This is a genomic window from Microbacterium azadirachtae, assembly GCF_025583665.1.
GTDB lineage: Bacteria > Actinomycetota > Actinomycetes > Actinomycetales > Microbacteriaceae > Microbacterium > Microbacterium azadirachtae.
The window spans coordinates 180,237-205,285 of sequence record NZ_CP099706.1 but is presented as its reverse complement, the minus strand read 5'-3'; the positions used below and the strand labels follow the sequence as shown (position 1 = coordinate 205,285).

Sequence of the window (25,049 nt, the reverse complement as noted above, 5' to 3'; positions counted from 1 at the left end):
GGATACGGAGGTCGGGACGCGACTATCGTGTCTGCCGCCCGCGCCGTGAACGGAAGACCAGAGCGTGAGACGAAGGAGACACACCAAGATGTTGCACAGGCGGACGGCTGAATCGCGGCAAGCACCGGAGACCATCGAAAGCGGCCGCCCGGCGACCTCGGCGGGACCGATCAGCCGACGCACGATCGTTCGCGGCGTCGCGTGGAGCGTCCCCGTGATCGCGGCCACCGCGGCGACGCCACTGGCCGCCGCGTCTGTGGGCTCCCCCACCCTGCGATTCGTCAACGGCCCCTACTCCGTGGGCGGGTGCGGCGATCTGAACGACGTGACCCTTGCGGCGACGACGAACGGCACGTCGCCGGCGGCGAACACGACGGTCTCCGTCGTCCTGCCGAGCGGACTCGCCTGGAAGGACGGGTTCACGGGCCCTCGCAGCTTCACCACGGATCCGAACGGCAAGGTGGTCCTGCCCGCGATCACCGCATCCCCCAACACGACCTCCGCGGTGTCGATGGGCGCATCGATGACCGGCGCGAACGCGAACGCGCCGGTGACCGTCACGGCTCAGGTCGGCGCCAAGATCTACGACGTCGTGTCGACCGGGAACCCGCCGGCGACCGGGATCCCCCTCGGCTCGGTCGCCGTCGGCCACGGAACCTTCCTCAACCCCGACGGCAGCCTCGTGTACTTCAACACCGTCGCTGGGCAGGCGATCCCGCTCGCGACGAATGTCACCAGCGGCACGACCGTCCTCATCGGCGGAACGCAGTCCTACTCCACGTATGTGTCGGGCGGGGTCGCCCGAGTGCAGGACGTGGCGACCGGCGTCACGATCGCTGCGGCAGGCGTGCCGAACGGATCCACCGCGGTCGGGCACGCGACGTTCCTGGCTGCCAACGGAGACCTCTACTACTTCAACTCGGCGACCAACTCCTCCGTGCTGGTCGCCTCCGGCGTGTCGAGCGCGAAGGTGTCGCTCTTCAACGGCACACAGCCGGTGCTGACCTTCGTGGCGGGCGGCGTGGCGAGGGCGTACAACGCCACGACGGGGAGCTACGTCACCGCGACCGGCGTCCCCGCGGGAACGACCGCCGTCGGCCACTCCACCTTCCTCGCCCCCGACGGGCTGCTCTACTACTACCGAGCGGCCACCGGCACCGCGATCGTGGTCAGCTCCGGGGTGTCCAGCGCGACGACGGCGCTCTACGGCGGCACGGATCCGTATGTGACCTATGTGACCACCGGCATCCCCGCGGTCTACGGCGTCACCAACGGCACGTATCAGACCGCGACGGGCGTCCCCGCGGACTCCGTCGTCGTCGGACACGCGACGTATCTCGCGCCCGACGGCCGGCTGGTCTACTACAACGCGGGAGCCAACGCGCCGATCGTCCTCGACACGGGTGTGACGAGCGCGGTCGTGCACCTCTACGGCGGCACAGACCCGATCGCGACCTACACGCACAGACTCGTCTGCTGAGGCGACACCGGGAATGGCGGCGCGGGCAAGAGCTCCGCTCCGAGGCCCAGGCGCAGGTCGCGGCGGCCGACGAGGCGCTCCGCGCGCTGCTGCACGACCGGGAGGGATCCCACGACGACGACGAGCACGACCCGGAAGGCGTGACGCTCTCGTCCGAGTGGTCGCGCCTCGCCGGGCTCGCCGACGCGGCCGCCGCCAAGCTGCAGCAGGTCGACGACGCGCTGGCGCGCGTGGACGCGGGCACCTACGGCGTCTGCGCATCGTGCGGGCGCCCCATCCCTGCGGGGCGCCTCGAGGTGCGCCCGTTCGCCGAGCACTGCGTCGCCTGTGCGGAGAAGCTCGGTCGCTGACCCGCCCTGCCGCCGGCTCCAGCCCCTCGGGAACTTTTTTGTGACGAATCCGTGCGTCGGCGCGTCAAAGAGATGACGTCGCAAAAGCGGCGCCCACGGAGGGGATGCGCACGGAGGTGCGCAGCATGAAGGGGAAGAGCACATGGCCAACGACATCACCACCGGCAAGCAGACCGCTCAGGCGACGGGGACCCAGTCCGGCAAGACCACGATCGAGGATGCGGTCGTCGCGAAGATCGCCGGCATCGCGGCGCGCGAGGTTCCGGGGGTGCACGCGCTCGGCGGCGGTGCCGCTCGGGTCGTCGGCGCGATCCGCGACGCGCTGAACTCCACCGACCTCGCTCAGGGCATCGGCGTCGAGGTCGGCGAACGACAGGTCGCGGTCGACGTGACGCTCGTCGCCGAGTATCCGGTCTCGCTGCAGGATCTCGCCTCCGCCGTCCGCGCAGCGGTGTACACGGCGATGGAGAAGCTCGTCGGCCTCGAGGTGACCGAGGTCAACGTCACCGTCAACGACGTGCACATCCCGTCCGACGACGAGGGTGACGACGCCCAGGAGGCGCGAGTCCAGTGAGTGCGAGCACCATCGGCGCCGCCGTCGGTGCGGTGCTGGCGCTGACCTGGGTCGCCTTCGGCTTCTGGGCCTTCCTGTTCGTGGGTCTGGCGATGCTCGCCGGCCTGGGTGTCGCCCGGGTCGTGAAGGGCGAGATCGACCTGCGCGGGCTCGCCCAGGCGCTGCGCGGGCGACGCACGTCGTCATGAGCGCCGAGGCTGCGACGGACGCCGGGTCCGCGCAGCGCGGACGCACGACGCTCACCGCGCAGGCGCTGCGGCGTCTCGCCACGGGCCTCGTCGCAGACGCATCGGGGGCGTCTGCGCGCGAGGTCGTGGTGCGGTGGGAGGACGCGCGGGGCGGCCTGCACGCCGCGGTGAGCCTGCCGCTGGTGCAGGGGCACGCGCCCGAGCGCACGCTCGTCGAACAGGGGGCCGAGCTGCGGGCGGCCCTGACGGCCGGCATGGCGGATCTGGCAGGGCGAAGGGTGGACGGCGTGGATCTCCGCTACTCGGGGGTCCGCCGCGTCGAGAGGAGGAGGGTGCGGTGAACGAGCAGCGACATGCAGGACGACGTCTCCTGCACCGTGAGCTCCGCGCCTCGCGCACGGCTCCCGCGGTCGTGGTCGCGGTGGTGCTGCTGGCGGCGGTCGTCGGGGCGACCGCGCTGTGCCTGTGGACCGCGGGGGACGCGCGGGCGGGGGCAGCCGCCGGCGACACGGTCGCGTTCGTGCGGTCGGCATGGGAGGAGCCGGCCGTACGGGCGACCGTGGCGCTGGCGGCGGCCGTCGTCGGGCTGATCCTTCTGGCGCTGGCGGTCGTCCCGGGGCATCGCGCCCGTCACGGACGCACCGCGGGAAGGGTGGAGCTGGTGGTCGACGACGGACTGCTCGCCGACGCCGCCGCCCACGCGGTGGCGGAGCGGTGCGCACTGGCGCCGTCGCAGGTCTCGGTCACCGTGACGGCACGGCGCGCACGCGTGCGGATCCAGCCGATCAGCGGCGTCCCCGTCGACGAGCGCGCGGCGGCGGGTGCCGCGGAGCGGGCGCTGGAACGGCTCGGCTTCCCGCTCCAGCCCGTCGTGATCGTATCGTCGAAGGGGGTGCTGGCATGAGGACGAGATCCCGGATCCTGAATCGGGTGGTGCTGCTGCTCGCCGGAGCGCTCGCTCTGGCCGCCGCGCTGCTGGCCGCGCAGCCTCTGCTCCCGCCGCTCCTCGTCTCATCGTGGTGGGAGCCCGTCCGTCACGCGATCGACGGTCTCGCCCGCGTCGCCCCGTCATGGCGGATCCCGGCGACGGGGACGGTCGTGGACGGCGGCGCGGTGGCGCTGGGCGCCCTCGGCGCCGGGGTCGCGGTGATCCTCATCGCGTTCCTCGGCACGCGGCGCCGCCGCCGCACGCGCACCGTGGCGACGTTCGAGGACACCGCCGGACGCACGGCGGTCGACGAGTCGGTCGCCGACGCGGTGCTCGCGGATCCGCTGCGGTCGCGGGCCGACGTGCTCTCCTCGCGCACCCGGGCGTACCGGGTGGCCAGGCGGACGGCGTTGCGCGTCGCCGTCGTGCCGCGCGCCGGGGCGGATCTGGCCGCACTGGTCTCCGAGGTGCAGCGCACGGCCGCGGACTGGGACGCGCTCAGCGGGAGTCAGAGCCCGATGGTGCTGCACCTGGCCGATCGCGGAGGTCTCGATCGCCTCCGGTTCGGGGCGAAGGTGCGCTGAAGCGACGCGATCGCATCGCGGGGTGCGCATCGCGGGAACGACGACCGGCGCCTGGTCGGTGCCGGATGACAGAAAGGAACGAGCATGAGCCTCAAGGACAAGGCGGAAGCGAAGGGTCAGCAGATCCTGGGAGCGGCGCAGGAGAAGGTCGGCGACGCCACCGGGAACGACCGGATCGCCGAACAGGGCCGCGAGAATCACGCGGAGGGACGGCTGAAGGAAGTCGTCGCCGACGTCACCGAGACCGTCGCGGACGCCGCGGAGAAGGTCAAGGACGCCGCGGAGGACCTGGCCGACAAGGCAGGACGTCTCTTCAAGAAGTGAAACCCGCTCCGGCGCACGCCGGAGCAGACGAAAGGAAGCAACCCATGGGATTCCTCGGATTCCTCCTCCTCGGCCTCATCGCCGGGGCGATCGCCAAGCTAATCCTGCCCGGGAAGCAGGGCGGCGGCTGGTTCGTGACCCTGCTGCTCGGCGTCGTCGGCGCGCTGCTGGGCGGATGGCTCGGCGGCCTGATCTTCCATGTCGGCCTCGAGTCCTTCTTCAGTCTCACGACGTGGCTGCTGGCCATCGGGGGTTCGCTGGTCGTCCTGTTGATCTACGGCCTCGTCGTCGGACGGCGCAAGGCCTGACGGGTCGCGCCGCGCTCGCCGGGTTCGTCCCGGTGAGCCGCCTCGGGGTCGGTGCTCCGGCACCGGCCCCGCAGGCGCGTCAGAACCGCCGCCTCGAAGGGAGAGTGATCGATGACCGGCCTAGATGACGGACCGGCCCTCGAGACCGCCGACGACCGCACCCTCGCGGGACGCGCGGCGGATGGGGATGTGGACGCCTTCGCCGTGCTCGTGCGCCGCTACACGCCGCTCCTGCGCGCGTACGCCCGCCGCATCCTCAGCGGCACGGCGAACCTGGACGACATCGTGCAGGAGAGCCTCGTCACGGCCTGGCAGCGCCTGCCGGAGCTCGACGACCCGGGCCGCGTGCGCGGCTGGCTCATGCGGATCGTGAGCAGGAAGGCGATCGACGAGGTGCGCGCGACCCGCCCGCACCTCGACCTGGACGCCGTGGACGGCATCGACCTCAGCGCCCGCCCCGACGACGGGCCGGCGCGTCGCGCCGAGCACCGCGCCGAGCTGACCGCGCTCGCCGACGCCCTGGACGAGCTGCCCGGCCCGCAGCGCGAATCGTGGGTGCTGCGGGAGCTCGGCGGATGCTCGTACGACGAGATCGCGGAGCAGCTGGACCAGCCGGTGAGCACGGTGCGCGGCCTGCTGGCGCGCGCCCGAAAGCACATCATCGTGCGAATGGAGGAGTGGCGATGACACGCGACGACAGCACGGGCGCGAACGCCCTCGGCTTCGAGCCCGAAGACCTCGACGGCCACACCATGGACGAGCTGTCGGACTACCTCGACGCCGGCCGGCAGCCCGCCGACCCGTCGATCGACGCCTCGCCGGGCTGCAGGATCGCGCTCGACGCCCTCGAGCGGCTGCGGCGGCTCGGACCGGCGCTGCTCGACCAGGACACGGCAGGGGAGCCGCAGCCCGACGACAACTGGGTCCGCTCGATCCTCGACGGCATCGCCCGGGACGCGCGTGCGGGACGCCGCATCCCGTTCCCGGTCGCAGAGCCGGACGACGATCTCGGGATCACCGAGGGCGCGGTCCGCGGCCTCATCCGCGCCGCGGGCGACGGCGTCCCCGGGGTGCTCATCGGCCGGTGCCGCCTGGACGGCGAGGTCGCCACTCCCGGCGCTCCCGTGCGGATCGAGGTCGAGGCCAGCGTCCCCTACGGGCTGCCGATCTCCCGTCTCGCGGAGCGCCTGCGCGACGAGATCGGCGAGCGCCTGCGCACCCACACCGAGCTGAACCTCACCGGGATCGACATCGTGGTGCACGATGTGAGGGACCTTCCGAGCGGCGGAGGGAGTGCGCGATGACCGAGGCAGAGGCCGCCGAGCTGGCGGCGCGGATCGAGCAGGATCTGCTCGCGGAGCCCGGGATCAGCGCCGTCTATCCGGCATCGGGCGGAGGACGGCTGCGCGAGGTCGCCGCGAAGCTGCGGGGCGCGGACGACGCCGCGCGCGTCGTGGTGCGCCCGGGCGAGGTCGCGCAGGTCGAGGTCGCGCTCGGTCTCGACGACGCCCGGCCCGCCGGCGAGACCGCGCGGGCGGCACAGCGGATCATCCGCCGCGCCGCCTCGGTCCCGGTGCGGATCCGTCTCACCGTGGCGCACCTCGACGTCGCCCCGCCGGAGCACGCCGCCACGACCACGGCCTGACGGACTGCGCCGGCGGTGGTGCGGTCATCGCCGTCGGCACGGAGCCACCACAATGGACCCATGACCGCCGACGACCTCGCCCGCGCCCTCGCCGCCGACGCACCCCTCACCTGGGTGCTCACCGGCGACTCGATCACCCACGGCACGGTCCATACGCAGGGCGCCCGCACGTACGCGGAGCATCTGCACGAGATCATCCGCGGCGAGCTCGGCCGCGTGCACGACGCCGTCCTGGACACGGCGATCAGCGGGTGGCGGATCACGCAGATCCTGGACGACTTCGACCGCCGGGTCGCCACCTGGCGCCCGCAGGTCGTGACGCTCATGATCGGCACGAACGACTGCGTGGAGGACGGCGGTTCGCCGGCCGTCCAGCCCGCCGAGTTCGCGGCGTCGCTGACGGACTTCGTGCACCGGGTGCGCGCGCTCGACGCGACCCCCGTGCTGCTCACGCAGCCCGCGGTGGACGTGCCGAACGCACCGGAGCGCAGCCGGATCGCGCAGTTCGCGCAGGCGGTGCGCGACGTCGCCGTGGCCGAGCAGACCGTCCTCGTCGACATCTTCACGCGCTTCGCCGACCTCGGGAACGGCGGCGTGCCCTGGGGGCTCATGAACGACCCGTTCCACCCCAATGCCACCGGGCACGCGGCGATCGCCCTGGAGGTGGCGACCGTGCTGGGACTGGATCCATCCGGGTCTCGCGTGCTCCCGCAGCTCCGCGCCGACGTCGCGGCCGGCCGGCTGGACCCGTAGCCCGCGCACAGCGTGGATCTCGGACCGCGTGGATCCTGGGCCGCGTCGGCACCGCGACGGATCCTGGACGGCGTGGATCCTGAGGAGAGCGCTGAGATCTGCGCCCTCGCCGATGACGTCGGGGACTCCGGCGGCATAGGCTGAGGGGCATCATGGACTCCCTGCAGCAGATCTTCGGCTGGTTCGGCGACCACTGGTGGATCATCTTCCCCCTCATGGGTGTGGGCGGCGCCATGGCCGGACGGTGGCAGGCGCTGTCGCGCCAGCGGCACAAGCAGAAGCTGGAGACCCTGCGTCTCAAGAGCGAGATCAAGGCCGCACAACTGGCCGCCCGTGGCCAGATCGCTCCCCCGGTCTCGCCGCGCCAGGCCGCGCGACAGCAGGAGAACTCGGCCAAGGAGCTGCTCGGGCGGCTGTTCGCCGAGCACGACGCGATCACCGCGCGCTGGCTGGACTACGAGCTCGATGTCGCCAAGATGATCGCCTTCCCCGCGATGAGCGACGGCCGTCAGCCCCTGACCGCGGCATTCCTGCGGGCCAAGAAGACCGCGGACGCGCTGCGGCCGACATCGGCGGACGCGTCGGTGACCGAGCAGCAGGTGTCGGAGTACCTCGACGCGGTCGGCGCCTATGCGGTGGCGTTCGAGATCGCGGAGAAGGACGCCCGGCGCCTGCGCGACTCGACCTTCACGGACGACGAGCGCAAACGCCTGGAACGCGCGCAGCACCTGCTGAAGGTGGCGGTCGACCAGTCCGCGACCCCCGCCGAGCGACAGACCGCCTACCGCCGGGTGCGCGAGGAGCTCGACGGTCTCATCGACCTCTCCGACGCCGCTGTGGAGAACCTGGAGAAGAAGGTCGCGCTGCAGCTCGAGTCGCGTCCCGCGGCCGCGTCCGCACCCGCGGAGCAGGCCGAGCAGGCGGAGCCGCAGCCGGTCCCGGTGCGGGATCCGCTCGCTCCGGCCGAGCCGCTCCGGCAGGCCGCGCCGCTGCCGCATCCGGAGTCCTGAACCGGTGGCGGGACGGGACGCGCCACTGCGGGTCGGACTCCTCGGCGCCGGCGGGATCGCCGCGGCCCACCTCGATGCCTGGCAGGCGCTCGGCGCGGAGTGCATCCTGTTCTCGCGCACGCGACCCGAGGCGCTCGCCGCGCGGTTCGGCGTGGAGATCGCCGACGACGCCGACGGGCTGATCGAGCGGGTCGACGTCGTGGGGATCCTCGCCCCGACCCCGACGCATCCCGAGTTCGCGCGACGTGCGATCGCCCAGGGGAAGCACATCGTGTGCGAGAAGCCGCTCGCGGTGAGCGCTGCAGACGCGCGGCGCATGGCCGATGCCGCGGAGGCCGCCGGAGTGCGGCTGTTCCCCGCCCACGTGGTGCGCTACTTCGCCGCGTACCGGCGGATCCAGCAGCAGCTCGCGGCCGGTGGGATCGGTGCGCTGCGCTCCCTGCGGCTGAGCAGATCCGGCGCGGGTCCCTCCTCGACCTGGTTCTACGACGAGCACGCCGGCGGCGGGCTCATCCGCGACCTGCTCGTCCACGACATCGATCAGGCGCTGTGGCTCGCGGGGCCCGCGGTCTCGGTCTCGGCACGGCAGGATCCGCCGAGCGTCGACGGACGGCTGGCGGCACCGGTGACCGCGACGGTCGAGCTCACGCACGCGAACGGCGTCACGACGCGGATCGACGGCGGCTGGCTGGGCGAGGAGGCGCCGTTCCGCACCACGATCGAGGCGGTCGGCTCCGACGGCACGCTCGCGCACGACAGCGCAGAGACGACCGACGCCGACGCCGGCGCGTCCCGCTCCGGCGAGGTCGGCTACCTCCCGCCGCCGACCGACGACCACCCCTACCGCGCGCAGATCGCCGACTTCGCCGATGCGCTCCGCACGGGGCGCCCCGCACGGGTGGCCCCGGCCGACGGTGTCGCGGCCGTGGCCGTCGTGGAGGCGGCCTACGCCTCGATCGCCGCCGGCGGCGCCGCGGTCCCCGCCTAGCGCCGTATCCACGTCCGCGTCTCCCTCCCCGCAGCGCCCGCAGATCCGGATCCACGTCCGCGTTTCCCTCGCCGCAGCGTCGTTCCCTCCCCTGAGGGGCGCCCACCAGGGGAGGGAACGACGGGCAGAGGAGGGAAACGCGGGGTCGCGGTCGGGACGGATGCGGTCAGGCGGCGTGCGAGACCGCCACGAGCCCGTCCCAGAGGCGGCGCAGGCGCGCCACCATGTCGACCGTGTGGTCGTTGAGCCATTGCAGCTGCAGGCCGTCTGCGGCGGCCACGATCAGGTCGACCGCGGCGGAGACGTCGACCGCGGGGCCGATGACGCCCGCGTCCTGCGCACGCAGGATGACCCCGGAGAGTCCATCGCGCAGCCATGCGTACCGCTCCAGGAAGAACGCGTGCGCGGGATGCTCGGGGATGCTCGCCTCGGCGGAGAACTCGACGTACAGCCGCACCAACCCTGGCACCTCGGCGTTGTGGGCGATGACGGCGAGGAATCCCTCGATGGTCGGATCCGGCGCGAAGAACATCTCGTGATCACGGATGTCGCGCGCGCGCAGCACCTCCTGGTACAGCTCTTCGCGCGACGCGAAGTGGTGCATGAGCCCGGCCTGGGTGAGGCCGACGCGCTCGGCGATCTCGCGGTTCGACGCCTTCCGGCACCCCTTCGCCGCCACGACCTCGAGCGCGACGGAGAGGATCTCCTCGCGCTTGGCCGTCCCCTTGGCGTACGGGCCTCGCTTCACGACTGCCACACTACGTGCTCGGGACGGGCCGGCCACGGCCGGCCCGTCCCCCGCGTCACCGGACCTTCTTGATCGGGAAGATCACGAGCGCGCCGATCAATCCCGCGATCGCGCAGACCGTGAACCAGACGGCGTAGTTCGACCCGTTGGCGCCGCCCGTGGCGAGCAGCACGAAGCCTCCGATCGTCGGCGCAAGCGTCTGCGGCAGTGCGTTCGCGATGTTGAGCACACCCAGGTCCTTGCCCGAGTCGTCCGGGTTGGGGAGCACGTCGATGACGAGCGCGAGATCCACCCCGACGTAGATGCCGTACGCAGCCCCGAGGAACAGCTCCAGGATGTAATAAGACGGGACGTCCTGGACGAAGATCAGCGCGAAGGTGCCGACGGCGAAGAGTGCCGTGGCGACCCAGACGAAGACCTTGCGCTTCCCGATCCTGTCGGAGAGCATGCCCGCGAGCCACGCGGTGACGATCAGGGCTCCGGTGTACACGAGGGTCGTGTTCGCGATCAGGAGCCCGATCTCCTTCTCCGGAACCTTGAGGTGGTTGATCAGGTAGCCGAAGCGGAAGGCGGTGAAGCCGAAGGAGGCGAACGTGATCAGGAACCGCGACCACCAGGCGAGGGCGAAGTCGGGCTCTTTGACGGGGCTGACCCAGATGGTCTGGATGATCTCGCCGAAGGTCATCCTCGGGGGCTTCACCGGAAGGACCTTGTCCGGCAGCACGAATGCGAACACGATCATCGCGCCGATCGCCAGGATCGAGGGGATCACGAACACGATGAAGAGGTTGAACGAGAACCATCCGGCGACGTAGACACCGCCCACGATGCCGGCGTTCTGTGCGATGCCCAGCGCCGCGGTGATCTTGCCCCGCTGGAACTTCGGCACCTGATCGGCAAGGGTCGCGACGAAGGGCGCGAGCGTCATGTTCGCGCCGAGCTGTGCGATGGCCCAGCCGACGGTCGCGATCAGGAGGCTCGTCCCCGTCGCCATGACCACGAACCCGATGGTCATGATGATCGTGCCGAGCACGATCCAGATCCGGCGTCGACCCCAGCGGCTGGTCGTGCGGTCGGAGACCCGACCGAACACGACGTTGGCGAGCGTGGCGAACAGGGCCCCGACGCCGCCGAGGATCGCCTGAGCAGAGTTCAGTCCGGCACCCGTGTTCTCCACGGCGCCGATGTGCTGGAGGTCGAGGATCTTCAGCCCGATTCCGACGATCGCGGGCCCGAGGAGCGCCACGAAGAAGATGAACTGCGCGAGGATCAGCCAGAAGACGAAGCTCTTCTTCGCCGGCTCGGTCGGCTCCGTGAACCAATGGTGTTCGTGCGCACCGAGCGTCCGGCTCGCGGCCGTCATCCCGGACGGATTGCCTGCAGCGGAACCGCTGACAGAACTCATACCTGCCTCCTTTGGCCGGTCGAGGAGGAGAGCGGACGCCACACTGCGCCGCCAGGGGCTCCGGCCCTCGTGCGTGAAAACCTATCCTTTTACGGTTTCCGTCGCAAGAAGATTTCAGGTCGGGAGCAGGGCCGTCGCGGAAGCACCTAGGGCACGGCGATCGTGCCGTCCGGGTCGAGCTTCACCGCCTTCCCCCCGAAGTCGCGGCGCCCGCGCTGGTCGACGAGCTGCGCCGCGCCGCCGGCGGGGTCGGGCATCGGGATGCCGTCGGCGTCGTCGAACCGGACCGAGTGCACCTGCCCCGAGATCACGGTCCCGTCCGCGCGCAGCCGGATCGAGAGGTACGCGCCGTACCGCGTCGCCGGATCCTTGCCGAACACTCCCCCGCCGCCGAAGTTGCCGAGGCTGTAGGCGATGAGGCGGCCGCGGTACCACTCCATCCCGCGGAGCACGTGGGGGCCGTGACCCAGGACGAGGTCGGCGCCGGCGTCGACGGCCGCGTGGGAGAAGGCGATCGGATCCCCCCGGTCCTCGCCGTACATCGACTCGGTGCCCGGAGTGACCGCGTCGGCGTTCGGCCCCTCGGCCCCCATGTGCGCCTGCACGACCACGACGTCGGCCCGCGCGGCCGCAGCGCGGACGACGGCGCGCACGTGCCGGAGGTCGGTGACGCGAGTGAAGTCCTCATAGGGTGCGAAGCCGATCATCGCCACGGTGACCGCTCCGATCCGCGAGTAGACGATCTCGTCGCGCCCGCCGACGGCGCGGATCCCGGCCGCGGCGAGCGTCGCCCGGGTGTCGTCGTAGCCGGTCTGCCCGAAGTCCCGGCTGTGGTTGTTCGCGAGGTTGAGGATGTCGAAGCCGCGGAGGCCGGCGACCGAGCCGGGATCGCTGCGGAAGGCGAGGCAGTCCGGATCCTTCCCGCACTTGTCGTGCCCCGTGTCGGGCGAGATCGCCTGTTCGAGGTTGCCGGTCACGATGTCCTCCGTGAACCACGGGCGCACGCGGTCGAAATGGCCGGCCCCGCCGTCGGAGGGCACCGAGCGGCTCGCGTCGTAGAGCAGGATGTCTCCGGTCGCCCCGATGCTCACCTCGCCGGCGCGGTGTGCGGACTGCTGCGGGATCGTGGCCGGAGGCGCGGGCAGCGCCGATGCCCCGGTCGCGACGATGCCGACGGCCACGAGCCCCAGCACCGCCGCGGGTGTGCGCCACGGGATGCGAGGCCGGGCGTGCGGCTGCGGGGGGCGTCGCGGGGAACGGGATCCCCGGGCGAGGCGCAGCGCGGGCAGGTCGAAGAGCCATGACAGCCTGTCCCGGGTGATCAGCGCACCGACGGCGACGCTGGCGGCGATGACCGCCGCCGTGAGGACGACGGGCAGCAGCACGGCCGCCGCCAGCTGCACCGGCCGGCCGGCGTCCGACACCGGCTGCGCGACGAGGGAGTCGGCGAGCGCGAGGACCGGCATGTGGATCACGTAGATCTGCAGCGTGCGCGAGCCGAGCCGCGCCAGACCTCGACCGAGCCGGGGCACCGCCGCCAGCAGCGGGGCCACGGCGATCCCCGCCCCGACGCCGACGAGGGCCACCGCCGGCCACACCCCGGGGACCCGGTCCGTCCCGGTCGCCCGCACCACCGCGAAGGCGCCGAGGTAGAGCGCCGCGGACGCGGTCGCGAGCAGAGGACGCGGGCGGGCCGCGAAACCGATGATCCGCCGCGAGAACGTGGTGCCGATGAGGAAGTAGAGCAGGTTGGCGAGCAGCGATCCGCGATTGCTCACGACGTCGATGAGCCCCGCCCCCACGGCGGTCGTCAGCGCGGCGGCGGCCGCCAGGGGCATCCAGGCCGGCAGGCGCCGCAGCGCCTTCGCGACGAGGAAGTACAGCGCGAGTGCGTAGAGGTACCAGGCGTTCGGCGGGCTGATCGTGATCGCCTCGACGAACTCCGCGACGGATCTCGGGACCAGGGTCGGGAAGTCGGGGAACGCCTGCATCGTCGCCGTGTGGATGAGCGTCCAGAGCAGGTACAGATACAGGAAGCGCACGACTCTGCTGCGCCAGACCGCAGCCCACGGCCGGACGACGGCGTTCGCGGCGAAGCACCCGGAGATGAGGAAGAACAGGGGCATCCGCACCGGGTACGCGATGTCGGAGACGAGCCCCCACACTCCGGGGAGGGGGATCCCCAGCCTCCAGTCGATCGTGAGGTAGCTCTTCATCACGACGTGCCAGAACACGACGAGGACGATCAGCAGACCCTTGGCGGTGTCCGCCCAGGCCAACCGGGGCCTGGGCGTCGTCCCGGCACCGGTCACGCGGCGGATCCGGACTCGCTCGGCACGCCGGAGTGCCGCTCATCACCGCGCTCCCCCTCCTGAACCCGCGGGTGCGCGGCGTCGAGGAGCTCGGCGATCAGACCGGTGTAGTCGAGACCCGTCGCCGCGTACATCAGCGGCACCTGGGACAGCTCGGTCATCCCCGGTGTCGTGTTCACCTCGTTGAGCACCGGCCCGTCGGCGGTCACGAAGAAGTCGAACCGGGCGACCCCGGCGCACCCGAGTGCGTCGTAGAGGCGCGTCGCCGCCGAACGGACGCCCGCCTCGTCGGCGTCGCCGATCGGTGCGGGCACCGTGAAGCGGGCGCTGCCGTCGTACTTCTCCGTCGCCCCGAACACGTCCCCCGGCGCCACGGAGATCTCGAGCGTGGCGCCGATGCGCAGCGCGCCGTGCCGATCACGGAAGACGGCGACGTCGACCTCCCGGCCGGTCACGTACTCCTCGATCAGCACCGGATCCCCGAACACCCTCGCCCGTACCACGGCGTCGGCCACACGGCCGGGATCTGCGACCACGAAGACCCCGTTGCTGGATCCACCGCCCGCGGGCTTCACGACGACAGGGAGCGTCAAGCCGGTGCCCACCGCGTCGGATCCGGCCCCGACGAGACGCGCGTCCGCCGTCGCGATCCCCAGCGAGGAGGCGATCAGCTTCGTGGCGTGCTTGTCCATCCCCAGGGCGCCGGCCCGGACCGGCGATCCGGCGAAGCGGACGCCGCACAGCTCGAGCAGACCCGCGATCGCGCCGTCCTCGCCGTGGGCGCCGTGCAGGACGGGGAACGCGACGTCGCAGCCGGTGAGGATCTCGACCGCGCGAGCGGCGGGCAGTGCGACGTCCTGCTCGTCCCGCCACGCGCCGTCCCGGCCGATGGTGAGCGGGACCGCCGTGTGCCTCAGCGCGCGGACGGCTCGCGTGACGCCGGCCGCGGACGCGAGGGAGACCGCATGCTCGGGGTTCGCGCCGCCTCCGATGACGGCGATCCGGCGGGGGGTGTGCTGAGGCATCGTGCTTCTCCTGGCAGGGACGTGGTTCGGGGGGATGCGTCGAGGGTTCGACGGATGCGGGATCCGCGGGCGCCCACGCCGGTGACGATCTCGTGCTCGATCGTGCGCGCCCACGCCGCCCACTCGGCGACGGTCGGCTCCCCGTCGCGGCCGGGGCCGAAGACCGTCACACGCTCACCGGGCCGCAGCAGCGCGTCGCCGGTGTCGACGACGACCATGTCCATCGAGAACCTGCCCACGAGCGGTCGCCGCCGGCCGCGCACCAGCACCTCCGCCCGCCCGGACGCCGCACGCGGGAGCCCGTCGGCGTAGCCGAGCGGCAGCAGCGCCAGGCAGGTGCGGGAAGGGGTGACGAAGTCGTGGCCGTATCCGACACCGGTGCCCGCCGGCGCCTCACGGGACGACACGACCGTCGAGGTCAGCGTCAGGGCGGGCCGCAGGTCGTCGGTCGTGCGGGACGGATCGATGCCGAAGAGCCCCGCGCCGATGCGATGCAGGTCATATCCGGCTGCGGTGCCGGTGAGCGTCGCCGCGGTGGCGGCGAGGTGCAGAAGGTGCGGACGCAGGGCGCGCCGACGGGCGGTGCGGACCGCGTTGTCGAACATCAGCCGCTCGCGCACGTTCTGGCCGCTCCGCGGGTCGTCGGCACAGGACAGGTGCCCCATGACGCCCACGACGCGCACGGCACCCGTGCCCTCGTGCTCCCGCGCGAGGGCGCACAGCGTCGCCCACTCGCGCGGCGGGCAGCCGTCGCGACCGGTGCCGACATCGATGTGCAGGTGAAGGCGGGCCACGGTCCCCGTCGCCTGCGCTGCTGCGGCGATCGCGAAGAGCAGCTCGAGATTCGGGACCGCGAGATCGATGCGCGCTCGCAGCGCCGTCTCGACGTCGGCGTCCGGCGTGTTGAGCCAGCTCAGGATCGGAGCGCCGACGCCCGCGCGGCGCAGCGCGAGCGCCTCGTCGATGCTGGTCACGCCGATCGATCCCGCCCCCGACTCGAGAACCGAGGAGACGATGTCCCCGTGCCCGAACGCGTCGGCCTTGAGGACCGCCATCAGCCGGCCCCCGGTGAGGGCATGGAACCGCGCGGTGTTCTCGCGGAGCGCGTCCTCATGGACGACGAGTTCCGAAGCCGGCGATCGCATGGGACGAGTCAACCGAGCCCGGCGTTGCCCGGGCGTATCCGGTTATCGATACGCGGACGATATGCGCACGCGCCCGCCGCGCGCCGTCAGTCCTCGCCCAGCGACAGCGGCCGCACCACGACGCGGCGACGGTCGCGCATCCACACCCGCCCGCTCTCGCGATGCTCGGCACGGGTGGCGAACCGGTAGCGATAGGCCACGGCGCGCACCTGCGCGGGCCGGGCGCCGTCGAACGGATCGTGCCGCAGCAGCCGGAGCGTCGGGGGGTCCGCCTCGAGCAGCCGCATCAGCAGCATCGCGAACCAGTCCTCGTACATGCGCCCCAGCGGCAGGAACCACATCAGCCAGTCCAGGCGCAGATGGTACGGCGCGAACTGCGCAGGGACCCGATGCAGATCCCCGGGCTTGCCCTTGAACCCGTACTCGCGCCATTGCCCTCCGACCGGATCCGGATCCGCGTCGACGAGCATCGTGCCCTCGACGACGATCTCGATCCTCTCCTTGGTCACCGTGCCGAACGCGCCGTAGGCGTTCGCGAGCTGCCAGCGGTTGAACGAGGCGTTCATCGCCTGTCGTCGCGAGAACAGATTGCGCACCGCGGGGACCGAGAGCCAGACGTACAGCGCCCCGACGCCGGTGGTGACGACGAGCCAGGGCAGCCAGAGCCCGTCGATGACCCACGGCGGAGCCGTGATCGTGTGCCGCGGAGCGCCCGAAGGCATCCCGATCGCCGAGAACGCGAGCACGATCGTCGCCCCGTTCAGCCACGCGAAGTTTCCGGTGGACACGAGCCACAGCTGGGTCGCGATCACGATGCCGGCGCCCACCGCCCCGATGATCGCGGGGACGGGCCCCGGGATCCACAGCCCGAGGACCGGCGCGAGCAGCAGCCACGGGGCGCCGAGCTGGGCCGCGTGGTTGCCCACCACCTCGAGCCGGTGGAACCACGGCGGCAGAAGATGCGCCTGTCTGCTGAGCGGCCCGGGCATGGGCTGCGTCTCGTGGTGGTACATGAGCGCGGTGAGGTTGCGCCACTCGTGCCCGCCGCGGATCTTGATCATGCCGGCGCCGAATTCGAGCCGGATGACCACCCACCAGAACAGCACGATGACGACGGTCGGCGGCGGCTCGGAGGCGGATCCGAGGAATGCGGCGAGGAACCCGGCCTCGAGCAGCAGCATCTCCCAGCCGAACCCGTAGAAGGTCTGCCCGATCGACGAGATCGACATGTACCCGAGCCAGAGCAGCAGGAAGCACGCCATCGGCACCCAGGACGGTGCGAGCTGCGGGATCCCGGTCACGAGCGACAGCGACACGACGATCCCCGCGGTGCAGAGCGCCACGAGCCGCCGGTCGGTGTACCGGATGCGCAGGAAGAGGGTCGGGCGCAGCAGCCGGCGCGCTCGGTCGGAGTTCCCCGCCCAGGCGAGGAGCTCGGGCGCGGGCAGCAGGCCGTGCTCGCCGAGCAGCGCACGGAACTGGTTCAGCGTGCTGAGGAACGCGACGAGGTAGAGCGCTGCGATGCCCCGCTGGAGCACCTCACGCGCGAAGCCGAAGTCGACCGCCGCGAAGCCGTCCATACCGGAAGGCTACGCGCGGCCCCCGGATCCGGACAGCCGGTTGACTTCCGCCCGCGCCCCGGTCGTTCGCTGGTCGCAGATCGCGGCTTTCCCTGCGGAATGAGCGCGATCCGCGACCAGCGAGCGGGAGGGCGTCCGCCGAGGAGCGGACAGCCGCGGTGGTCGTCAGAGCTGCGCCAGGAGTTCCTTCATCTCTGCGATCTCGGCGGTCTGCGCACGGATGATCGCGACCGCGAGCGCGACGGCGGAGGGATCCAGGCCGTCGGCCTTCTCGGTGCGCGCCATCACGACCGCGCCCTCATGGTGCGCGATCATCTGCTCGAGGAACAGCTTCGCCGCCTCCGGGCCGGACGCGGCGTCGAGCGCGGCGATGTCGGCGTCGCTCATCATGCCGTCCCCGTGATCCATGGATCCCGGGGCTGCGGACGGCACGCCCCAGTCGGCGAGCCACCCGCGCATCGTCGTGATCTCCGGCGCCTGCGCGACCTTGATCCTGGTCGCCAGATCGACGACCCGGGGGTCGACGCCTGTCTTGGCGAGCAGGGCATCGCTCATCTCGATCGCCTGCCGATGGTGCTCGATCATCATGGTCGCGAACATCGCATCGGCGTCGTTCGCCGTCGCCGAGGGGGTCGGCCCCGCAGCGTGCGTCATCCCGGGCATCCCTGAGTGGGTGGTGGTCGGCGCGCACGCGGTGAGCGCGGTTCCTGCGATGGCGATCGCGCCGATCGCGAGGACGCGGTGGACAGTGCGGATGGTCATGGTGTCTCTGCTTTCGTCGTCGATGACGCGCCCCGCTGGACAGCGGGCGCGTGGTCTCTCCCGGGGCGTCCACCGGCTTCCGGCGATGACGGGACGCTCCGGCGTCGACTCATCTGCGACTGATGCAGAGCACGGAGATGCTCGGCGGACGCGGATCCGCCGAGACCGGCGCCGTGGAGGCGACGACGACGGCGAGCGCGGGACGGAGGTCTTCCGCAGGAGGCCCAGGAAGGGCGGCGGGAGCGATCGGCGCGAGCACGCAGGAGGACGCGATCGACGCATGCTCGGCGCAATCGGCGCAGCCGTGCGTGGGCTCGGCGATCGCGTGATCTGCGATCACGGCACTCCAGGTCGGGCCGGGCAGGGGGTGCTCCCCGGCTGCCGGCGTGCCATGCCCTGCGAGCATATGCATGCCGAGCAGTCCGACGATCACTGCGGAGACGAGGAGCAGGATCCGCAGCGACCACGTCGACGACGTGTCGCGGCTCCGGATCCAATACCCCACGGGGGTACAGCATAGCCGCCTCGGCCCGGTGGGAGCGCCGGCGACGGGCTGGGACGGCTGCAGGATCGTGCGACGCCTGCAGGGCCCGTTCGCGGATCTGGTCATGCCTCCGTATCGGGGTCCTGCAGGCGTCGCACGAGAGACGGGCGTCACACGAGCGAAGGGCCCTACTTCTTCACCCAGTCGAACTGGCCGGCGTTCTTCTCGACCCACGCGTCGATCGCCTGGGGCTCCTTGCCCTCGCCGAACCGGTTCACCACCAGGTCCTCGAGCGAGCCGTACTGCGCATCGTCGAGCGTGATCTTCGAGATCAGTTCCGCGGCGTCGGGATGCTTCTCGGCGAAGCCCTTCGCGCCCAGGAAGTGCAGGCCCTCCGGCTTGCCCATCGCGCCCTTCGGATCCTTCAGATCCTTCACCGGGAAGGCGCTGTTGGCCCAGAACGGACGCCACAGCGTGACGGCGATGTCCTGCTTCTTGTCGGTCGCCGACTTCAGCTCCGTGAGCATCGCCGCGGTCGACGACGTGACGAGCTGGTACTCGCTGTCGAGACCGTACGCGGGCATCATCTTCTGCGTCTGCGCGGTGAGACCGGCTCCCGGCTCGATGCCGATGATCTTCCCCCCGAACTTCGAGGCATTCCCCGTGAGCTGGTCGATCGAGTCGATGTCGCTGTAGGTCGGCACCGCGATCGTGAGGCGGGCGTTGTCGTAGTACGTGCCGAGATCGTCGATCGACCCCTTGTACTTGTCCATGTACGCCTTCTGCGTGACCTCGGGCCAGGCCGACGGGAAGATGTCGACGTCGCCCTGGGACAGGCCCGCGTAGAGGGGACCGGCGTCGGAGAGCGTCTGCATCTTCACGTCGTAGCCGAGCTTGCCGAGCTGATCCTGCAGCAGGTACGCGGTGCTCAGCCCGTCGGTCCAACTCGGCAGGAAGCCGATCGTGATCGTGCCCTTGTCTCCGGATCCGGAGCTCTTCGCCGGCGCCTTGCCTGCCAGTTCGAGCGTGCCGCCCGCGCCGTCGCTCGCGCATCCGGCCAGGGCGAGGGCGGCCGCGACGCCGAGTGCCGCGACGGCGGCGATCTTGGACTTACGCATTCTGCAGCTCCTTCTCTTCGATGGTCGGTGCGGGGGTGTCGCCGGCGACGGCGGGAACCGCCGCCAGGCGCCGCGCGGCGCGACGGCGCGCGAGAACGCCGAGCAGCGACGACGGCTGCTGACCGAGCGAGCCCAGCGACGCGGTGACCCGGTCGAGGAAGACCGCGATCAGCACGACCCCGAGACCTGCCTCGACGCCCTTGGCGATGTTCACGGTCGAGATCGCCTCGACCACGAGCTTGCCGAGCCCATCGGCCCCCGCCATTCCGGCGATGACGGCCATCGACAGCGCGAGCATGATCACCTGGTTGACGCCGGCGAGGATGGTCGGCATCGCGAGCGGAAGCTGGATCCCGCGGAGGATCTGGCCCGGCGTCGCACCGAACGACTGCCCTGCCTCGACCGTCTCGGAGTCCACTCCGCGGATGCCGAGCTCGGTGAAGCGCACGCCCGGGGGAAGGGCGAAGATCACCGTCGCGACGAGCCCCGGCACGACGCCGATGCTGAAGAACACGATCGCGGGGATGAGGTAGACGAAGGCGGGCATCGTCTGCATGAAGTCGAGCACGGGCTTGAGCACCGCGCGCACCGTGGCGTTGCGCGCGGACCAGATCCCGAGCGGGATCGCGATCAGCACGGTGACGACACCGGCGACGAGCACGAGCGCGAGCGTCTGCATCGCGGGGACCCACAGGCCCATCGCGACGATCACCCCGAAGGAGAGCACGGTGCCGATCGCGAGCTTCCAGGAGCGCACCAGCCACGCGATGAGCGCGGCGACGAGGATCACGACGTAGAACCACGGCATCAGCAGCACGAAGCTCAGGCCGTCGACGAGGAAGGAGACCACGGTCGAGATGACGTGCAGCAGGCCGTCGAGGTTGGCCTTGATCCAGTCGACCGCGACGGCGACCCAGGATCCGAGGGGAAGGACGTTCATCGGGTGACCTCCTCGGTCGGCGCATCCGGCGTGGTCGGCGAGGAGCCGGGGGCGGGGGCCGTCCAGCCGTCGTCGAGCACGGCGTCGACCTCCGCCTGCGGCAGCGGCAGCACCGGCAGGTTGATCTCGCCCGTGGCGCCGGCGCCCGGGCCGAGGGCCGCGAGCAGCGTGATGCGCGGGATGACGCCGACGAGGCGTCCCTCCGCGTCCGCCACGGCGAGCGGCAGCGGCGACTCCACGGCGGGGATGAACAGGTTCATCAGGATCTCGTCCTCGTCGACCACCTGCGCGGCGGGCTTGAGCGCGGAGGTGATTCTGCTCTCACCGCGACGGATCAGCTTCACCACGTCGCGGTCGGTGACGATGCCGATGAGCTTGCGGTCGCGCCCGACCACATAGGTGGCCGACATGAACGCGTCGCGCATCTGCTTGAGCGCGGTGCGAGGTCCGGCGTTCTCCGAGACGACCGGACGCGGACGCTCCATGACGTTCGCCGCCGTGAGCACGCGGGCGCGGTCGACGTCCTGCACGAACTGCTCGACGTAGCTGTTCGCCGGGTCGGTGAGGATGTCCTCCGGCGTGCCGATCTGCACGATGCGGCCGTCGCGCATCACGGCGATGCGGTCGCCGAGGAACATGGCCTCGTTCAGGTCGTGCGTGATGAACACGATGGTCTTGTGGAGCTTCTGCTGCAGCTCGAGCAGCTGCTCCTGCATCTCGCGGCGGATCAGCGGATCCAGCGCGCTGAACGCCTCGTCCATGAGCAGGATGTCGGTGTCGGCGGCGAGCGCGCGGGCGATGCCGACGCGCTGCTGCATCCCGCCGGACAGCTCGGAGGGGAGCTTCTCGCCCTGCCCCTCGAGCCCCACCAGGCCCAGGATCTCCTCGGCCTTGGCCAGGCGCTCGGCCTTGCCGACGCCCTTGAGCTCGAGCGGATAGGCCACGTTCGCGGCCACGGTGCGGTGCGGCAGCAGCGCGAAGTGCTGGAACACCATCGACACGCGGTCGCGGCGGATCTCCCGCAGGCGCGAGGCGGGGATGCCCGTGATGGGGTTGCCGGCGACGAGGACGGAGCCGTCGGTCGCCTCGTGCAGGCCGTTGAGCATGCGGATGATCGTCGACTTGCCGGATCCGGACAGGCCCATGATGACGAAGATCTCGCCGCGGTTGACGGTGAAGCTGGCGTCGATCACGGCGGCGGTGCCGGCGTCGGCCACCTCGGATCGGGTTTCGCCGGCCTTGAGGCGCCGGATGGCCTGGTTCGGATTCCTCCCGAACACCTTGAACAGATGACGCGCTTCCAGAGCGGTTTCGGACACGTTTCCCCCGCGGCCTCACCGTTCGGGAGGCCTGCATCGGTCACGCCCGGGTGACGATCACGGGGCCGCTTCGACGAAGCCGTGCAGGCGGCGCAGGAGGAGGATTTCGGATCCTCGACAGAGATCATCGACCGTACGCCCGCGCCTCTTCGTGCACAGCAGAGTCGAAAGAAGGACGCGGCCGCGGACTGGTCTTGGGGCCACAAGGCCCGCATTCCAACGTAACGAGATCCTGATCCGGAGGCAAATCCGTCGGTATGCCGAGAGTGCGGTGCGCAGTCGCGGCGGGGGACAGACTAGCCGAGACGGCGCGTGTAATCGTCGATCTTCCGCTCCACGAGCGCGGGCGCCGCATCGAGCGCGTCACAGCGCTCAGAGTCTGATTCGACACGGCGTTTCCCGGCCCCGCTGCCACCGCCCTTGCCGTTCTGCCTCTCGCTGTTGCCACCGCGATCGCCGTCACCCCAGGCTGGCGGGCGCTCACCAGTTCCAAGAGGTCACCGGCCGAATCGCAAGGTTCCCGTTCGCATCCGGCGCGAAGAGTCCAACGTTCCCGCTTGTCTGTTCTGAGGGCGCGAGTCCCGATACCTCGTTTCCCGTGACGGCATACACGAACGGAACCGCATCGAATACTGCTGTTGCGATGCCTTCGAACCATGACTCGATCGGCCGCCGCCACCTGCTGGAGTCCGAGACATCGCCGAGGGGGTATGCGCCGACTCGATTGTCGAGGTTGGCTAGCGCGCCGAGAGGTCGGCACAGGTCTAGCCAATCGCTGCCCTCGCCTGCTCGGGCACTGTCGCGTGCGCTCTCGCGCACGAGGATGACGGTGGCGAGAGTCGCGCCCAAATCAGGTATGTCGGCGACACAGGCGAGATTGTCTTCGATCAGAGCCGACGCGCTGACCGCGGGATCCCCCGCTTGAGCCGATCCGTGTCGGTACCAGAGGTCTGGTTCCCGTTCGCGTCGTACCCGTAAGTCGCCTTCACCCCGTCCGTGCGGCTCGAGCCGATCAACCGGCCGAGGGCGTCATAGGTGTAGTCCGTCGTCAGAGACGTGGTTGCCCCCGTCTGCACGAACCGGATCGTATCCCCTGCCTTGTCGTAGGTGTACGTGAAGTGCAGCGGGAGTCCGTCCGCCGCGGTGAGCGAAGCGGTCGGGCATCCCGGGGTCACACCGCCGTTGCCGCACCCGGGACCGGTGGTCCCACCCGACGGCGTCGACGGGGACGGAGTCGGTGTGGGCGTCGGCGTGGTCGACGGAGTCGGGCTCGGTGCCGGAGTGATCGACGGGCTCGGTGTCGGTGTCGACTTCGCCGACGGCGTCTGCGACGGGGACGGAGTCGGGCTCGGTGACGGCGCGGTCGCCGCGGGGGTCGCTGGTGCCGTCGTGGGCGCGACCGGAGCAGAAACGACCGCTGCGCCCGGTGTCACCGTGGTGTTCGGTGCCGGATCCGCCGGCAGCGCTGCAGCGGCGCCCGCGCCCGGGGCATTCGCGTCAGCATTCACCGTCGTGGATCCCGTGTGCAGGATGTCGGTGATGCGCCCAACCGGGTCGTACCCATACGTGCTGGCGGTGCCGTTGGACCGGTTCGCGGTCGTCACCAGCCCGGACGCGTTGTAGGCGTAGCTGCTAGTGCCGGTGGGATCCGTGATCGCCGTGACCAGCCCGGCACCATCGAGCGTGTAACCCACCTGCGTGCCGTCCGGGTACGTCAGGCTCGTGCGCGCACCACCGGCGTCGTACCCGTACGACACCGACTTCGCATCCGCCGTGCCGGCCTTGGTGGTCTCCACCTTGGTGAGCCCGTCGGGCGTGTACTCCCACGTGGTCTTCCCCGTGGGATCGACCATCTGGGTCAGCTGCCCGGCCTTGTCGTACGTGTACGACGCCGGATCCGCATCCGTCGGAGCCACCTTGGTGATGCGACCGTCCGCATCCCGCGAGTAGGTCGTCTTCTTCCCGTTGCCGTCGGTGACGGTGCTGGTGCGTGACGCCGCGTCGTACGTGTACTTCGTCGTGTCGCCGACCTGGTTCGTGGACTTCGTCAACGCGCCGAGCGGGTCGTACTCGTACCCGGTCTTTCCGCCCTTCGGGTCCGTCACCTGGGTGAGACGGTTCGCCGGGTCGTACGCGTACGTCGTGGTCACGTTCGTGTCCACCGAGGACCCTGCACCTGCCTGGGCGTTCTCGACGACCTGGGTGAGGTTCGCATTCTTGTCATGCCCGTAGGTCGTGACGACGCCGAGCGGGTTCGTCTCGGACTTCAGCACCCCCGCCGCGGTGTACGCGTACTGGGTGGTCTCGCCGTTCTGGTTCGACTGCGACGCCAGCAGGTTCGTCGGCGTGTAGCCGAGGCTGATGGTGCCGCCGCGAGGATCCGTGACGCCCGTGATGTTGCCGGCCGGGTCGTACGCGTAGTTCGTGACCGCGCCGTCGCCGTCCGTCACCGAGGTGAGCTGACCCGCCGGGTCGTAGCCGAACTGCTGTGTGCGGCCCGCGCCGTCGGTGGTCTTCGTGACCCGGCTCGCCGCGTCGTACTCGTAGGACGTCACGCCCCCCGCGGGGCTCGTCACCGAGACGGCACGGTTGAGCTTGTCGTAGGCGGTCGTGGTGGTCCGCCCGAGCGGATCCGTGCTGCCGGTCGCGTTGCCCGCCTTGTCGTACGCGTAGGTCGTGACGGCACCGGTCGGGTCGGTGACCTTCGTCACACGTCCCGCGGCATCGTACGAGTACGCGGTCGCCTCGCCGTTCGCGTCCGTGACGGTCGTCGGCCGGTTCATGCTGTCGTAGGCGTACGACGTGACCGCGCCGGTCGGGTCGGTCACCTTCGTGAGGTTCTGGTTCCCGTCGTACTCCTTGGCCGTCACGCCTCCGTTCGAATCCGTGACCTTCGTCACCAGACCCGGGGGCTGGAGGCGCCGCGAGAGAGCTCCGAACGCAATGTGTGGCCGTGTGGAAGAAAGTTGCGCGAGATTGACGGGATTCGACGGATCCGCCCGCGGGCCGCGCGTTCGAAGGGCGATGTTCGCCCTCGATCGGCCTCATCCGCAGCGAACATCGCTCCTCGAACCGGGAA

27 protein-coding genes are annotated in these 25,049 nt (G+C 71.0%); 15 read left to right on the top strand and 12 right to left on the bottom strand.

Annotated elements, in window-relative coordinates:
* The first annotated feature begins 214 nt into the window (after positions 1 to 214).
* From NFX31_RS00990 to NFX31_RS00920, 15 genes are all read left to right on the top strand, one after another.
* Positions 215 to 1,480: a hypothetical protein gene (locus tag NFX31_RS00990; RefSeq protein WP_262956482.1), complete on the top strand. Its 1,266-nt coding sequence runs from the start codon at positions 215 to 217 to the stop codon at positions 1,478 to 1,480.
* A gap of 140 nt (positions 1,481 to 1,620) precedes the next feature.
* Positions 1,621 to 1,830, top strand: coding sequence for a TraR/DksA family transcriptional regulator (locus tag NFX31_RS17445; protein ID WP_338101480.1), 210 nt, complete (start codon positions 1,621 to 1,623; stop codon positions 1,828 to 1,830).
* A gap of 142 nt (positions 1,831 to 1,972) precedes the next feature.
* Complete coding sequence (locus NFX31_RS00980; RefSeq protein ID WP_045251098.1) at positions 1,973 to 2,404, top strand: Asp23/Gls24 family envelope stress response protein; 432 nt, start codon at positions 1,973 to 1,975, stop codon at positions 2,402 to 2,404.
* Positions 2,401 to 2,592, top strand: a complete 192-nt coding sequence (locus NFX31_RS00975; protein ID WP_045251099.1) for a DUF2273 domain-containing protein — start codon at positions 2,401 to 2,403, stop codon at positions 2,590 to 2,592. Before NFX31_RS00980 ends, NFX31_RS00975 begins: the two co-directional genes overlap by 4 nt.
* Positions 2,589 to 2,933: a hypothetical protein gene (locus NFX31_RS00970; RefSeq protein ID WP_091477786.1), complete on the top strand. Its 345-nt coding sequence runs from the start codon at positions 2,589 to 2,591 to the stop codon at positions 2,931 to 2,933. Before NFX31_RS00975 ends, NFX31_RS00970 begins: the two co-directional genes overlap by 4 nt.
* On the top strand, positions 2,930 to 3,496 hold the full coding sequence (locus NFX31_RS00965) for a hypothetical protein (protein WP_091477787.1): 567 nt from the start codon (positions 2,930 to 2,932) through the stop codon (positions 3,494 to 3,496). Before NFX31_RS00970 ends, NFX31_RS00965 begins: the two co-directional genes overlap by 4 nt.
* Complete coding sequence (locus tag NFX31_RS00960; protein ID WP_262956481.1) at positions 3,493 to 4,104, top strand: hypothetical protein; 612 nt, start codon at positions 3,493 to 3,495, stop codon at positions 4,102 to 4,104. The genes NFX31_RS00965 and NFX31_RS00960 overlap by 4 nt, the downstream gene beginning before the upstream one ends.
* An 84-nt stretch (positions 4,105 to 4,188) precedes the next feature.
* Positions 4,189 to 4,428: a CsbD family protein gene (locus tag NFX31_RS00955; RefSeq protein ID WP_045251103.1), complete on the top strand. Its 240-nt coding sequence runs from the start codon at positions 4,189 to 4,191 to the stop codon at positions 4,426 to 4,428.
* A 44-nt stretch (positions 4,429 to 4,472) separates the two neighbouring features.
* Entirely contained in the window at positions 4,473 to 4,736 is a 264-nt protein-coding gene (locus NFX31_RS00950) for a GlsB/YeaQ/YmgE family stress response membrane protein (protein ID WP_262956480.1), read from the top strand.
* 111 nt (positions 4,737 to 4,847) lie between these two features.
* Complete coding sequence (locus NFX31_RS00945; protein ID WP_091477790.1) at positions 4,848 to 5,423, top strand: RNA polymerase sigma factor; 576 nt, start codon at positions 4,848 to 4,850, stop codon at positions 5,421 to 5,423.
* A complete protein-coding gene (locus NFX31_RS00940; protein WP_045251106.1) occupies positions 5,420 to 6,040 on the top strand; it encodes an Asp23/Gls24 family envelope stress response protein in 621 nt (206 codons plus the stop codon). The genes NFX31_RS00945 and NFX31_RS00940 overlap by 4 nt, the downstream gene beginning before the upstream one ends.
* Complete coding sequence (locus tag NFX31_RS00935) at positions 6,037 to 6,381, top strand: hypothetical protein (RefSeq protein ID WP_262956478.1); 345 nt, start codon at positions 6,037 to 6,039, stop codon at positions 6,379 to 6,381. Before NFX31_RS00940 ends, NFX31_RS00935 begins: the two co-directional genes overlap by 4 nt.
* Positions 6,382 to 6,441: 60 nt before the next feature.
* A complete protein-coding gene (locus NFX31_RS00930; RefSeq protein WP_262956477.1) occupies positions 6,442 to 7,134 on the top strand; it encodes an SGNH/GDSL hydrolase family protein in 693 nt (230 codons plus the stop codon).
* Positions 7,135 to 7,286: 152 nt separating this feature from the next.
* Positions 7,287 to 8,144: a hypothetical protein gene (locus tag NFX31_RS00925; protein WP_262956476.1), complete on the top strand. Its 858-nt coding sequence runs from the start codon at positions 7,287 to 7,289 to the stop codon at positions 8,142 to 8,144.
* A 4-nt stretch (positions 8,145 to 8,148) separates the two neighbouring features.
* Positions 8,149 to 9,132, top strand: a complete 984-nt coding sequence (locus NFX31_RS00920) for a Gfo/Idh/MocA family protein (RefSeq protein WP_262956475.1) — start codon at positions 8,149 to 8,151, stop codon at positions 9,130 to 9,132.
* Positions 9,133 to 9,298: 166 nt separating this feature from the next.
* On the opposite strand, the gene NFX31_RS00915 is transcribed toward NFX31_RS00920, so the two are convergent.
* The 12 genes from NFX31_RS00915 to NFX31_RS00860 form a co-directional block, all read right to left on the bottom strand.
* Positions 9,299 to 9,880 carry a TetR/AcrR family transcriptional regulator gene (locus tag NFX31_RS00915; protein WP_248700465.1) on the bottom strand — a complete coding sequence of 194 codons (582 nt, stop codon included), beginning with the start codon at positions 9,878 to 9,880 and terminating at the stop codon, positions 9,299 to 9,301.
* 55 nt (positions 9,881 to 9,935) lie between these two features.
* On the bottom strand, positions 9,936 to 11,285 hold the full coding sequence (locus tag NFX31_RS00910) for an MFS transporter (protein WP_091477794.1): 1,350 nt from the start codon (positions 11,283 to 11,285) through the stop codon (positions 9,936 to 9,938).
* A gap of 146 nt (positions 11,286 to 11,431) precedes the next feature.
* Positions 11,432 to 13,597 carry a CapA family protein gene (locus NFX31_RS00905; protein ID WP_262956474.1) on the bottom strand — a complete coding sequence of 722 codons (2,166 nt, stop codon included), beginning with the start codon at positions 13,595 to 13,597 and terminating at the stop codon, positions 11,432 to 11,434.
* Positions 13,594 to 14,622 (bottom strand): D-alanine--D-alanine ligase family protein, encoded by a 1,029-nt coding sequence (locus NFX31_RS00900; RefSeq protein ID WP_262956473.1) that lies wholly within the window; start codon positions 14,620 to 14,622, stop codon positions 13,594 to 13,596. Before NFX31_RS00900 ends, NFX31_RS00905 begins: the two co-directional genes overlap by 4 nt.
* On the bottom strand, positions 14,511 to 15,767 hold the full coding sequence (alr, locus tag NFX31_RS00895) for an alanine racemase (RefSeq protein WP_262956472.1): 1,257 nt from the start codon (positions 15,765 to 15,767) through the stop codon (positions 14,511 to 14,513). The genes NFX31_RS00900 and alr overlap by 112 nt, the downstream gene beginning before the upstream one ends.
* A gap of 86 nt (positions 15,768 to 15,853) precedes the next feature.
* Positions 15,854 to 17,347 carry a lipase maturation factor family protein gene (locus NFX31_RS00890; protein ID WP_262956471.1) on the bottom strand — a complete coding sequence of 498 codons (1,494 nt, stop codon included), beginning with the start codon at positions 17,345 to 17,347 and terminating at the stop codon, positions 15,854 to 15,856.
* Between the two features lie 165 nt (positions 17,348 to 17,512).
* Positions 17,513 to 18,109: a DUF305 domain-containing protein gene (locus NFX31_RS00885; RefSeq protein ID WP_262956470.1), complete on the bottom strand. Its 597-nt coding sequence runs from the start codon at positions 18,107 to 18,109 to the stop codon at positions 17,513 to 17,515.
* A gap of 109 nt (positions 18,110 to 18,218) precedes the next feature.
* The gene (locus NFX31_RS00880; protein WP_045251115.1) at positions 18,219 to 18,614 is read right to left on the bottom strand and encodes a DUF6153 family protein; all 396 of its coding nucleotides are present in this window, start codon (positions 18,612 to 18,614) and stop codon (positions 18,219 to 18,221) included.
* Between the two features lie 167 nt (positions 18,615 to 18,781).
* Positions 18,782 to 19,711: a glycine betaine ABC transporter substrate-binding protein gene (locus NFX31_RS00875; RefSeq protein WP_262956469.1), complete on the bottom strand. Its 930-nt coding sequence runs from the start codon at positions 19,709 to 19,711 to the stop codon at positions 18,782 to 18,784.
* The gene (locus NFX31_RS00870) at positions 19,704 to 20,651 is read right to left on the bottom strand and encodes an ABC transporter permease (protein ID WP_262956468.1); all 948 of its coding nucleotides are present in this window, start codon (positions 20,649 to 20,651) and stop codon (positions 19,704 to 19,706) included. Before NFX31_RS00870 ends, NFX31_RS00875 begins: the two co-directional genes overlap by 8 nt.
* On the bottom strand, positions 20,648 to 21,970 hold the full coding sequence (locus NFX31_RS00865; protein WP_091477802.1) for a quaternary amine ABC transporter ATP-binding protein: 1,323 nt from the start codon (positions 21,968 to 21,970) through the stop codon (positions 20,648 to 20,650). The genes NFX31_RS00870 and NFX31_RS00865 overlap by 4 nt, the downstream gene beginning before the upstream one ends.
* A gap of 887 nt (positions 21,971 to 22,857) precedes the next feature.
* Positions 22,858 to 24,840 carry an RHS repeat domain-containing protein gene (locus tag NFX31_RS00860; RefSeq protein ID WP_420847421.1) on the bottom strand — a complete coding sequence of 661 codons (1,983 nt, stop codon included), beginning with the start codon at positions 24,838 to 24,840 and terminating at the stop codon, positions 22,858 to 22,860.
* Positions 24,841 to 25,049 lie beyond the last annotated feature (209 nt).

Coding starts and splice junctions, on each gene's coding strand:
- NFX31_RS00980 (WP_045251098.1), top strand. CDS start 1,973: ATGGCCAACGACATCACCACCGGCAAGCAGACCGCTCAGGCGACGGGG.
- NFX31_RS00970 (WP_091477786.1), top strand. CDS start 2,589: ATGAGCGCCGAGGCTGCGACGGACGCCGGGTCCGCGCAGCGCGGACGC.
- NFX31_RS00960 (WP_262956481.1), top strand. CDS start 3,493: ATGAGGACGAGATCCCGGATCCTGAATCGGGTGGTGCTGCTGCTCGCC.
- NFX31_RS00955 (WP_045251103.1), top strand. CDS start 4,189: ATGAGCCTCAAGGACAAGGCGGAAGCGAAGGGTCAGCAGATCCTGGGA.
- NFX31_RS00950 (WP_262956480.1), top strand. CDS start 4,473: ATGGGATTCCTCGGATTCCTCCTCCTCGGCCTCATCGCCGGGGCGATC.
- NFX31_RS00945 (WP_091477790.1), top strand. CDS start 4,848: ATGACCGGCCTAGATGACGGACCGGCCCTCGAGACCGCCGACGACCGC.
- NFX31_RS00940 (WP_045251106.1), top strand. CDS start 5,420: ATGACACGCGACGACAGCACGGGCGCGAACGCCCTCGGCTTCGAGCCC.
- NFX31_RS00935 (WP_262956478.1), top strand. CDS start 6,037: ATGACCGAGGCAGAGGCCGCCGAGCTGGCGGCGCGGATCGAGCAGGAT.
- NFX31_RS00930 (WP_262956477.1), top strand. CDS start 6,442: ATGACCGCCGACGACCTCGCCCGCGCCCTCGCCGCCGACGCACCCCTC.
- NFX31_RS00925 (WP_262956476.1), top strand. CDS start 7,287: ATGGACTCCCTGCAGCAGATCTTCGGCTGGTTCGGCGACCACTGGTGG.
- NFX31_RS00910 (WP_091477794.1), bottom strand. CDS start 11,285: ATGAGTTCTGTCAGCGGTTCCGCTGCAGGCAATCCGTCCGGGATGACG.
- NFX31_RS00900 (WP_262956473.1), bottom strand. CDS start 14,622: ATGCCTCAGCACACCCCCCGCCGGATCGCCGTCATCGGAGGCGGCGCG.
- alr (WP_262956472.1), bottom strand. CDS start 15,767: ATGCGATCGCCGGCTTCGGAACTCGTCGTCCATGAGGACGCGCTCCGC.
- NFX31_RS00890 (WP_262956471.1), bottom strand. CDS start 17,347: ATGGACGGCTTCGCGGCGGTCGACTTCGGCTTCGCGCGTGAGGTGCTC.
- NFX31_RS00885 (WP_262956470.1), bottom strand. CDS start 18,109: ATGACCATCCGCACTGTCCACCGCGTCCTCGCGATCGGCGCGATCGCC.
- NFX31_RS00875 (WP_262956469.1), bottom strand. CDS start 19,711: ATGCGTAAGTCCAAGATCGCCGCCGTCGCGGCACTCGGCGTCGCGGCC.
- NFX31_RS00870 (WP_262956468.1), bottom strand. CDS start 20,651: ATGAACGTCCTTCCCCTCGGATCCTGGGTCGCCGTCGCGGTCGACTGG.